This window comes from cf. Phormidesmis sp. LEGE 11477, from assembly GCF_015207105.1.
Classification (GTDB): Bacteria; Cyanobacteriota; Cyanobacteriia; order Phormidesmidales; family Phormidesmidaceae; genus Phormidesmis.
Map to the genome: position 1 here is coordinate 1 of NZ_JADEXO010000173.1, position 9,432 is coordinate 9,432.

13 protein-coding genes and 1 pseudogene are annotated in these 9,432 nt (G+C 49.6%); 9 read left to right on the top strand and 5 right to left on the bottom strand.

All coding sequences use genetic code 11. The annotated features are described in order from the left end of the window. The 4 genes from ftsE to IQ256_RS27240 all read left to right on the top strand — a co-directional run. Window positions 1–726, top strand: a 726-nt coding sequence (gene ftsE / locus IQ256_RS27225; RefSeq protein ID WP_193858835.1) for a cell division ATP-binding protein FtsE, incomplete at its 5' end; no start/stop codon positions are given. Between the two features lie 48 nt (window positions 727–774). Further along, window positions 775–1,299, top strand: a complete 525-nt coding sequence (locus IQ256_RS27230; protein WP_193858836.1) for a nucleotidyltransferase domain-containing protein — start codon at window positions 775–777, stop codon at window positions 1,297–1,299. Then, complete coding sequence (locus tag IQ256_RS27235; protein WP_193858837.1) at window positions 1,259–1,651, top strand: HEPN domain-containing protein; 393 nt, start codon at window positions 1,259–1,261, stop codon at window positions 1,649–1,651. Before IQ256_RS27230 ends, IQ256_RS27235 begins: the two co-directional genes overlap by 41 nt. Further along, on the top strand, window positions 1,648–1,878 hold the full coding sequence (locus IQ256_RS27240) for a hypothetical protein (protein WP_193858838.1): 231 nt from the start codon (window positions 1,648–1,650) through the stop codon (window positions 1,876–1,878). The genes IQ256_RS27235 and IQ256_RS27240 overlap by 4 nt, the downstream gene beginning before the upstream one ends. 17 nt (window positions 1,879–1,895) lie before the next feature. Here IQ256_RS27240 and IQ256_RS27245 read toward each other — a convergent pair whose 3' ends face one another. Next, a complete protein-coding gene (locus IQ256_RS27245) occupies window positions 1,896–2,318 on the bottom strand; it encodes an NfeD family protein (protein ID WP_193858839.1) in 423 nt (140 codons plus the stop codon). Window positions 2,319–2,568: 250 nt separating this feature from the next. Between IQ256_RS27245 and IQ256_RS30590 the strand changes: the two genes are divergently transcribed. Next, window positions 2,569–4,599, top strand: coding sequence for a protein phosphatase 2C domain-containing protein (locus tag IQ256_RS30590; protein ID WP_193858840.1), 2,031 nt, complete (start codon window positions 2,569–2,571; stop codon window positions 4,597–4,599). Window positions 4,600–4,755: 156 nt separating this feature from the next. Continuing rightward, window positions 4,756–4,995, top strand: coding sequence for a ferredoxin-thioredoxin reductase variable chain (locus IQ256_RS27255; RefSeq protein WP_193858841.1), 240 nt, complete (start codon window positions 4,756–4,758; stop codon window positions 4,993–4,995). 14 nt (window positions 4,996–5,009) lie between these two features. Here IQ256_RS27255 and IQ256_RS27260 read toward each other — a convergent pair whose 3' ends face one another. Further along, window positions 5,010–5,759 (bottom strand): SDR family NAD(P)-dependent oxidoreductase, encoded by a 750-nt coding sequence (locus IQ256_RS27260; RefSeq protein ID WP_193858842.1) that lies wholly within the window; start codon window positions 5,757–5,759, stop codon window positions 5,010–5,012. A 77-nt stretch (window positions 5,760–5,836) separates the two neighbouring features. Between IQ256_RS27260 and IQ256_RS27265 the strand changes: the two genes are divergently transcribed. Then, window positions 5,837–5,962 (top strand): photosystem II protein Y, encoded by a 126-nt coding sequence (locus IQ256_RS27265; RefSeq protein WP_193858843.1) that lies wholly within the window; start codon window positions 5,837–5,839, stop codon window positions 5,960–5,962. Window positions 5,963–6,321: 359 nt separating this feature from the next. Here the strand turns inward: IQ256_RS27265 and rdgB are convergent, their stop codons facing one another. Next, entirely contained in the window at window positions 6,322–6,915 is a 594-nt protein-coding gene (gene rdgB, locus IQ256_RS27270; protein ID WP_193858844.1) for an RdgB/HAM1 family non-canonical purine NTP pyrophosphatase, read from the bottom strand. Window positions 6,916–7,098: 183 nt separating this feature from the next. Here rdgB and mscL point away from each other — a divergent pair, with 183 nt between their 5' ends. Next, window positions 7,099–7,527: a large conductance mechanosensitive channel protein MscL gene (mscL, locus tag IQ256_RS27275; RefSeq protein WP_193858845.1), complete on the top strand. Its 429-nt coding sequence runs from the start codon at window positions 7,099–7,101 to the stop codon at window positions 7,525–7,527. A gap of 306 nt (window positions 7,528–7,833) precedes the next feature. Here mscL and IQ256_RS27280 read toward each other — a convergent pair whose 3' ends face one another. Then, complete coding sequence (locus IQ256_RS27280; RefSeq protein ID WP_193858846.1) at window positions 7,834–8,280, bottom strand: CU044_2847 family protein; 447 nt, start codon at window positions 8,278–8,280, stop codon at window positions 7,834–7,836. 133 nt (window positions 8,281–8,413) lie between these two features. Between IQ256_RS27280 and IQ256_RS27285 the strand changes: the two genes are divergently transcribed. Then, window positions 8,414–8,881 (top strand): 2TM domain-containing protein, encoded by a 468-nt coding sequence (locus tag IQ256_RS27285; protein WP_193858847.1) that lies wholly within the window; start codon window positions 8,414–8,416, stop codon window positions 8,879–8,881. 180 nt (window positions 8,882–9,061) lie between these two features. On the opposite strand, the pseudogene IQ256_RS27290 reads toward IQ256_RS27285, so the two are convergent. Next, window positions 9,062–9,432: pseudogene (locus IQ256_RS27290) on the bottom strand (photosystem II q(b) protein); the annotation flags it as partial.

Genomic DNA, 9,432 nt, shown 5'->3' on the forward strand with positions numbered 1-9,432 from the left:
CGTCAGACCCCTCAAGCACCCCCCGCAGCAGCGCCGCCCACACCAGCGCCACCCTCACCACCGCCCATCATCGCGCTGCGCCAGGTTTCCAAAACCTATAAAAATGGTGCGCCTGCCCTAATCGATATCAACCTAAAGCTAAAAAAAGGCAGCTTCTTATTTATTACCGGGCCGTCGGGAGCTGGCAAATCCACGCTGCTAAAGCTGCTCTATGGTCAAGAGCGTCCTACTGCTGGCGAAGTCCATATCAACGGTCAAGAGATTAGTCTGCTCAAGGGCGATCAACTAGCGATGCTTCGCCGTCGCCTCGGCATTATCTTTCAAGACTACAAACTAATTCCTCGCCGCACTGTTGCTGAAAATGTCGCCTTTGTACTGCACGCGCAGGGCTACTCTCGAAAAGAAATCGACCGCCGTCTGCCGCTAACAATCAAAATGGTTGGGCTCCAAGGCAAAGAAGATCGCTTTCCCTCACAGCTTTCTGGCGGCGAGCAACAAAGGGCCAGTATCGCCCGCGCCGTCGTCGGCACGCCGCCGCTATTACTAGCGGATGAACCGACAGGCAACCTCGATGAGGACAATGCTCGTCAGGTCTTTAATATCCTGCGTAGGCTTAACGATATTGGCATTACAGTGGTCGTTACGACTCACAATGAACTGATGGTGCGATCGCTCAACTACCCCGTCATTCAAATTCGCGACCACCGCCTTCACCACATCCGTTAATCGCCAAATCTAATAAAATGAATAACAGTTGACCTTTGAATAAACGAAATGGAACGGTACCTATTTGAGGCAAAAGTAGCGGCAGACGGAACGCTGCTGCTAGATGATCTTCCTTTTGAACCAGGAGATTCTGTACAGATCGCTCTAGTCAAACAGGTCGCAGATACGGAGCCGTTCTTATCACCCGATAGACCTCAAACCTGGGAAAACGCTAATCCTGCCTACTGGATTAGAATTGCTTCCGAACGAATATCAAAGGAATTTAGCCCAGAGAAGATTGTCTTGTTTGGGTCTCAAGCTACCGGCACGGCCACTGTCAACAGCGATATTGACCTGCTAATTATCTTCAAGGCCATAGAAGACAAACACGAACGAGCTGTCGCTATTAGGCGCTTGCTATCAGACTTTTTGATGTCTGTAGATGTTGTTGTTGCGACAGAGCAAGACATCGAAAAGTATGGCAAATCAATAGGCAGAGTGTACAAACCTGCGTTAGAAGAAGGCATATTGATCTATGAACGAGAAGAGCCCTATGTCGGATGCGCGGGAATGGCTGGAGCAAGCGCGCGATGAGCTTCTCACTGTTAAAACTGTTATGGAAAAACAAGGAAAACTAACTGGTCAAGCTTGTTTTCACTCGCAGCTTGCAGCCGAGAAAGCTATCAAAGCCAGCCTTATTTTTCTCGAAATAAAGTTTCCCCTAGATCACAACCTCACAAGGCTCAGCAACCTATTACCAGCAGACTGGGCATATTTGGTGCAGCAAAACGACCTAAATATGCTGTCTGACTGGGCTGTCAACGGCAGATACTACAACACGACTAGTAAGCCATCAATCGGACAGGCGCAGGAAGCTTATCGACAAGCTAAAGCTGTTGTGTCTGTGATGAAAAAATCACTTGAAGAGGCAGGACTACCTTTGTGATAGAAACTGATGAAGTGTTTCTGGTAATTAATGACTCAATGGAGATTGAGTTTCGAGATCGAACGGTCGCGGTTTCAGCTGGTGAGCTATTTGTAATTCAAAAAGGGGTGGAGCATTGCACGCGGGCGCATGAAGAATGTCAGGCGCTGCTGATAGAGCCCCAAGACCTAGTGAATACAGGCGATGCCGAGAGTGAACTTACCGCTGCTAATGATATTTGGATTTAGCTGCACGCTGAAAGCGCTTACTGAAACACGCTCAGCGGCATCACAATCAGCGTGTTTCCTTTTCGCTCTAAAACAAAAACTTCCTGATCTGGTTCAATAGACACCTGCCTGTCTTCGCAGCGGGCCTGCCAAGAATTGCCTTCGTAAATGACCCGGCCTATCTTCCCCGGCTGAATGGCAGTTGTCGTTCTAGCTTCTGTCGCTCGCCGCAGTGCTGGCGCTGTACGATTCGGTACGAATCTTTTAAGAGCCCAAAAGATTAGCGCAGACAGCAGCATCCACAGCACTATCTGATAGTTCACGCCAGGAACAAACAGAGACAGTAGCGCTACGCCAAACGCACTGACCCCTAGCGCCGATTCTAGAAAGGCCGACGGAATCAACGCCTCCATTAAGCAAAAACCGATGCCAATAATTAACCAGGTCAATGGGGGATTCATATGCTTCATGTGCCCCGCATCAGCATCGAATTATGCATAAAGCTGGCATCGAGCTGTGCGTAGGGCACCTGCGTTACGGTAGCTTTCTACAGCCTAGCCTAAGCGTCTAGTACGAGTGTTCAACTAGGAGGACACTCTATTAATTGAGCATAACTGGGTAGGCTTTGGGGGCAATCCCATCAAATTTATTTGCACTAAATCCCTTTTCCCTTACCATATACCTAACTTAACGGCAATCCCCTCTGAAAGCGTGATCCAAACAGCCCGACCAAGAACCTCAGCATCTACGAATGGCGAAGTAAACAAGTCCCAGTTCAGACAGTATGTCTGGGCTTTGGGCCATGGCACTAACAAAGTTCCCATTGGGGATATCGTTGACGGTCGCTATCAAGTCGTTGCCCCTTCAATCTGGCTAGATACTCGGCCCCAGCAGCCGCCTAAGGTACCTGATCCAGTTCCTAGCTTTGTGTTGCCCTATCTAAAAGCCTATCCATATCAGCTGAACCTGCCAGGTATCTACGGTATCTGCCATCAGGCATCTGGAGAAGCGGTATTGCTATTGAGCAATGTGCCAGTGAGCCGTCAAGGACAGCTAATGCCGGCGATCGCGAAAGCCTGGTCGACAGCAAGTGCCTTTCGTCAGGTCTACTGGCTCTGGCAGATGATCAGCCTGTGGGAGCCGCTCAGTGAGTTTGGTGCGGCTGCTAGCTTGCTCAAAAAGACAAACATCCGCGTTGAAGCTTGGCGCGTTCGGCTCATCGGCCTATCGACTAATCCGGCTGAGCCTACCTATGCAGATCTCGCCGCTGCGTGGGAAAGCACCTACCTGCCTGAAGCTAAGCCCTCTGTAAAAGCGTTGCTGCAATCGGTTTGTAAAGCGCTGCGATCGCCCAAGGCCGACTTTGCTGATATCAAGGCGCAGATTAACGTTCAGCTACTGAAAGAGTCGGTGGGTAAAACCATGGAGTTTCAGGTGGCAGGTGCAACTAGCACCGGACCCACTATGCGGCACAACGAAGATGCCTGCTATCCTAGCCGCACTGAATTACAGCGAACTAGCACCGCCGATTTGCCTCTGCTCCCCCGGCTGGCGATCGTCTGCGATGGCGTGGGCGGACATGAGGGCGGAGAAGTCGCTAGCCAGCAGGTGATGCGATCACTCCAGCTTCAGCTTCGCAGCTTGCTAACAGAAGCGATGAATCAGGCTCAGCCGCTTTCCCCGCAGCTCATTATCGATCAGATCAATGCGGCGATCAGAGTCGCTAATAATCTGATCGTGGATCAAAACAATCAGCAGGGCCGCGCCGATCGCCAACGGATGGGCACTACGCTGGTAATGGCGCTCGTGCTGCCACAAAAGATTGAAACCGCAGACGGCACCGCCGAAGTCAACGAGCTATACCTGACTCATCTCGGTGATAGCCGCGCCTACTGGATGACCGCCGACTACTGCCAGCAGCTGACGGTAGACGATGACATTGCAGGCCGAGAAGTCAGTGCGGGCAGCAGCTTTCATACAGAAGCGCTGCAGCGGCCTGATGCCCAGGCGCTTAGTCAAGCGGTTGGCATGCGCGAATACGAACAGCTAAAGCCTCATACTCAGCGATTTTTGTTTGAATCGAGCGGCGTACTATTGCTCTGCTCCGATGGCCTGAGCGATAACAATCAGGTAGAGATGTCTTGGTCAAACTACGTTGGCCTGAGCATGCAGCAAATCGTGCCGCTAGATGCAGCAGTTGATTCATGGATAGAGTTAGCCAATCAGCGCAATGGGCACGACAACGTGGCTGTGGTACTGATGAATGTGATGGTGACTAATGAAGATACTGACGCAGAGGTTGGTTCTACTGGTCCAATAGGCGCCCAGATGGGCGCTCAAGTAGATCCTGACACCGTCGATGCGGGACAACATGCAGGCTCGGCAGGCGATCGCCTAACTATAGTCTCCGATTCAAATGCTGGCCAGTCAGGTCCTAGTCAATCTATTCATCCCAACCAGCCGATTCCACCTGCGGGTATGACGCCTGCTACACGGGCGTTGCTATACGGCGAAGACGATGAAGATGATACGCCACTGACCTCAGATGAGCAGATGGCGATCGCCCCTAAAGGTGACTCATCGGCGACCAAGACGCGCGGCTGGGTCACTGGCTTATTAGCACTGATTATCTTGGGTGTAGTCGGCATAGTGGGCTGGCTGCTGTGGCGCACCTTCGAGCCGCTGCCACCGCAAGATACTATTCCTGATGAAGTCATCCCTAGCGTCGATCCTGACGAATAGGGCAGTCCGTACCTGTGCGTTCACGCCTGTGAGTCCACACCTGTGAAATTTGGGTATTGTCATTGCCAGAGGCCCGATGCAGCAGCAGCGCCAGCGGGCCAGGAACCCTGTTGTGAGAGAATAAGGAAACTGACTCGTTTTATATTCTCCTGATTTATGAAAGTTGGCGATCGCGTCCGCGTTAAAGCTCCTCTAACGCTGTTCAATCATCCTAAGTTCCGCAACCAGCCTCACAATGTAGAAGGTATGGAAGGGGTGATCTCGGCTATCTTGACTGATTGGGAAGGCCGGCCTATTAGCGCGAACTATAAAATCGTTGCCTCTTTTGAAGTCGAAGGTGCCAAGCGTCCATTCAAGGCTCATCTCCACGAAGATGAAATAGAAGTGATCGAATAGCCCAGGCAGATCTCTTATGAAGACTGTTGGGTAGGTCGAATTAGAATATCGTTTACCTCAACGTGTTGAGGCTGCTGAAGGAGATAGATCACCGACTTCGCAATATCGTCTGCTTGTAGCACAGGAAACTGACTGTAGGTCTCCTGTGCTTTTTCAGCGCTTTGGTGATACTTCTCGGCAAATTCGGTTTCTACAATGCCAGGGCTCACCGAGGAAATGCGAATATTGCTCTGTGCGGCTCGCAGCTCGCGTCTGAGTGTTTCGCCTAAAGATCGCACGGCAAACTTGGTGGCAGAGTAGATTCCGGCGATCGCCGGTACCCGGTGCCCAGACATAGAACTAATATGCACAATATGCCCTGAGTTTGCGGGTGTCATTCGCTGCACCGCCTCGCGAGTACAGATACACAGCGCTAGCACATTGACTTCTAGCGTTTCTCTCCAGGCATCAGTACTGCCTGTCATCAAAGGTTCTTTGTGACCTAATCCAGCATTATTAATCAAGACATCTAACCGCCCAAATCGCTCATCAACGGCGGCAAAGAAATTGAGTATCTGTGCTTCGTCTCTGAGATCGACCGTCTGGGCTAATACGGCGCTGTCATTAGCTTCTAGGTCTTTGACCATGGCGGTCAGACGGTCGCGGCGGCGGGCGCACAAAGCCAGGTCATAGCCTGCGTTTGATAGATGCTGTGCGATCGCCTGCCCAATGCCGCTAGAGGCACCAGTGACAATGGCAACCGGTCTTTGCTGAGTTTTTATCATCGCGATACTGAAGGAAGTGCTAAATTATATGAGAAGATTATTACAACCTTTTAAGCAATTTTTCTGGAGAGGGCAAAATGGATATCCGTATCGCGCTTGTACTGTCACCCTTGCTCATCGCCGCAGGCTGGGCTGGCTTTAATATCTTTCGCGCCGCTTTAGGGCAGGTTCAAGACCTGTTGAACAAAAACAACGCTGCGTAGCAAGATATCAGTGACCCAGTCCTAAGTCAGCTAGATCCAAGTTCCTGGAATTTCATTCATTAGAATCTCGGTCACTAAACTTGAGCTGCTGGTTCTGACCTGCTGATTTTAGTTGGCCCTATTCAGGGTGCTAAAGTCCTAGCTCTATAGGTTCCGGCAGCACGATTTGAAAAGGTCCGACCAAAAGGCCAATCTCTTAAGTGAGGTTGGTTTTCTTTTTACGAAGATTTTTTGGCTGTTCAAACTATCACGTTGACTAAGTGACTCGCACTCCTCTAACCCGCATCAGATAATGAGCATCAGAGAAACGCTTATATCCAGCCTGCACTTAGTCTTGACTGATGCCAGGTACAGGATGCTTAAGCGCTTTCGTACTCTTCAAACTTTAGCTGTCTTAATGCTGGCATGAGCTGATCGAACGCAATACCACGATGGCTGAATCGTTCCTTTTCTGTATTGCTCATCTGCGCGAATGTTTTCCCCCGAGATGTGACGAAGAAGATGGGGTCGTATCCGAATCCTCCCGCGCCTTGCCCCGCTGTCAAGATAGAGCCTGGGCAGCAGCCTTCTGTTTCTATAACAATGGTGCCATCGGGTTTAGAGAGTGCGATCGCACAGACAAACTCAGCCCTTCTATCGGTTTCGTCGCCTAGCTCTCTGAGTACTCGGTTGATTCGACTGGCATCACTATCTCCATAGCGAGAGGAATACACACCCGGTGCGCCGCCTAATGCCACAACAGATAGCCCTGAATCATCTGCGATCGCCCAGCTATTAGTAGCGATCGCCACTTCTGACGCCTTGAGTCTGGCATTTTCGAGGAACGTTGTCCCGGTCTCCTCGACTTCAATTTCTTTAGGCTTTAGAGCTAGTGTCCAGTCCAGCTCTTCTAGATAGTCTTTCAGCTCGGCCAGCTTTCCCGGATTCCCAGTAGCGACGACAACAGTAGTCATAAGATCTCTCATTCACAGCACATAGTTAGCATAGACATAGCTATGAGTCGCGTCTTCTTAGATTTGTTGTAGATATGCTTAAAATCTGTGGAAAATATCGATAAGCTGTCAGCGCCAACGTAATTTAGGTTGGAGAGAACGACTACAAGTGCTCGCGGTTAATTTAGACTGAAGGATTCGTGTATGGCTAATCGACAAACTAGAGCAAGGGCAACAAATTCTGTAAGTAGTTTTGCAAACGACTTTAAAGAATTCTTGCTACGTGGCAATGTCGTCGACCTCGCGATCGCAGTTGTTCTCGGCGCGGCCTTCAATGCTATTGTGACCTCTTTGGTACAAGACATCATTACGCCGGTTCTTTTGCAACCCGTACTAAACGCTGCAGGCGTGGATGACATTGCGCTATTGTCCACAGGCGGTATTAAATACGGCCTTTTTCTAGCCGCAGTGATTAACTTTGTCATCGTAGGCTTTGTCCTTTTCTTGATCGTTCGTACTTTTGCCCGTTTCAAACGCGCTGAAGAAGTAGCGGCAGAACCGATACCCACGCCTACCGAACAGCTAGACATCGCCATGCAGCGCTTGACTGAGACTATAGAGCGCAAGCTGTAAGTAGAGCGCAAGCTGTAAGTTCAAACAATATAAGCTCAAACAATAGTTGTAGGCTTTAGAGTCGAACAAAGACGCAAGCTCTGAGCAACAATAGTGTCAGATACGTACTCACAGAAAAGACTACGCCTACATACGTTAGCTGACCACTTTGCGTCCTTATAGCAAAGCCTTTAAGCAATAAAGCCTTTGTAGCAAAGACCTCATAACAAAGGTGGCTGACCACTTTGCGTCTTTACAGCAAGGCGGCTATCTAACACTGCAGAATGTGTGGAGCAGACTGGCGAATGCTATAGCCCACTTATGAGCCTACTTTTCTGAGTCAAACACGCACTCTACCTTGATACTCAAATTACTGCCGGCAGTTCCTTTGGTGACATACGGTACCCCTGCTTCACCACCTACTTGAATCCCAAACTCTAAGGTGACTTTGTGGATATCGCTGTTGCCCATATTCTTGAAAGAATTCAGCGTTTGACTGGTATAGGTTCGAATCGTCCCTTCGATTGCCTTGAAGCTCTGAGCTGCGATCGCAGCCGCCGTCTTTGGCTCATTTTCCATAGGCGCTCCCGGCAAATTATTAAAGCCGCGCGAGACGAACTCTGGCAGCCCTTTTTTATTGCCCCGAATCATTTCTTCTGACTCTGAATCCTCGACCTTTGTATCTTTAGATGCTAGCGAAAGCTCAGTGCCCGTCTCAGCCTCTATGTAAATTTCGCTACCGTCTTCTAACTGAACTGGAACAAGCTGAGTCATGTCGATACTTTCCTAAAACGATGAAACTTGATGGTTTCACCAGTTTTCCCAACTAGAATCTGGTTTTCCCTACTACGCAACTAGCGCAAAGTTGTCTATAACTAAGAAAACGATAGCTGCCCCCATTCCCACCATGGCCGATTTTTACGCTAGCGAGGAAGCTCAGCAAATTCTGCAGATTGCGATCGCCAAAGAAACTGAATCTGGCGAACTCACTCGCCTACAGCTTTCCGAAATTGCCGCCGAGCTAAATATCGCTTCAGAAACGCTATGGTCAGCTGAAAAGGAATGGCTGGCTCTAAAAAGCGAATCAGCCCAACAGTCAATATTCAATCAGCAGCGTCGTCAAAACTTTCAACATCACCTCATTCGCTATGGTGTTGTCAATGGCTTTCTCTCGTTGCTCAACATCTCAATATCAGGTGGTATTGGATTTGCTGCCTTCTTCATCCTTTCTTGGGGAATAGGACTAGCGCTGCATGGGTTACGCGCCTATCAATCATCTGGTTACCGCTACCAAAAAGACTTCGAGCGTTGGCAGAGGCGACAGAAGGTCAAGCAGTCCATGATTGGTATCTTCAATCGCTTCATCAATACATAAGCTCGCCTCGATGTATATCTATCAAGGCTTCTATGATGAGATATTAGCCTTCTGCTCTGCTCAGGCTTTGGTTACTCCCCTTCAAACAGCAAAAAGCCCTCCGCACAATGTACGGAGGGCTTTTCATTCAGAATTTAATCTGTATCAAGGAATAGTCAACTAGTGACCTAAAGATGACTATTACGCATTGATGGCAGGAGCTGTGAGCGCTACAGGAGCAGCTTCACCAGCAGCTAGGTCGAGCGGGAAGTTGTGAGCATTGCGCTCGTGCATTACTTCCATACCTAGGTTCGCACGGTTCAAGACATCTGCCCAAGAACCAATCACACGACCCTGTGAGTCGATGATCGACTGGTTGAAGTTGAACCCGTTCAGGTTGAACGCCATGGTAGAGATACCAAGAGCAGTAAACCAGATGCCGACGACAGGCCATGCACCCAACAAGAAGTGGAGCGAACGGCTGTTGTTGAACGATGCGTATTGGAAGATCAGACGACCGAAGTAGCCGTGCGCTGCAACGATGTTGTATGTCTCTTCTTCTTGGCCAAACT

Coding starts and splice junctions, on each gene's coding strand:
- IQ256_RS27260 (WP_193858842.1), bottom strand. CDS start 5,759: ATGATAAAAACTCAGCAAAGACCGGTTGCCATTGTCACTGGTGCCTCT.
- IQ256_RS27245 (WP_193858839.1), bottom strand. CDS start 2,318: ATGAATCCCCCATTGACCTGGTTAATTATTGGCATCGGTTTTTGCTTA.
- IQ256_RS27235 (WP_193858837.1), top strand. CDS start 1,259: ATGTCGGATGCGCGGGAATGGCTGGAGCAAGCGCGCGATGAGCTTCTC.
- IQ256_RS27230 (WP_193858836.1), top strand. CDS start 775: ATGGAACGGTACCTATTTGAGGCAAAAGTAGCGGCAGACGGAACGCTG.
- IQ256_RS27285 (WP_193858847.1), top strand. CDS start 8,414: ATGGCCGATTTTTACGCTAGCGAGGAAGCTCAGCAAATTCTGCAGATT.
- mscL (WP_193858845.1), top strand. CDS start 7,099: ATGGCTAATCGACAAACTAGAGCAAGGGCAACAAATTCTGTAAGTAGT.
- IQ256_RS27280 (WP_193858846.1), bottom strand. CDS start 8,280: ATGACTCAGCTTGTTCCAGTTCAGTTAGAAGACGGTAGCGAAATTTAC.
- IQ256_RS27255 (WP_193858841.1), top strand. CDS start 4,756: ATGAAAGTTGGCGATCGCGTCCGCGTTAAAGCTCCTCTAACGCTGTTC.
- IQ256_RS27265 (WP_193858843.1), top strand. CDS start 5,837: ATGGATATCCGTATCGCGCTTGTACTGTCACCCTTGCTCATCGCCGCA.
- rdgB (WP_193858844.1), bottom strand. CDS start 6,915: ATGACTACTGTTGTCGTCGCTACTGGGAATCCGGGAAAGCTGGCCGAG.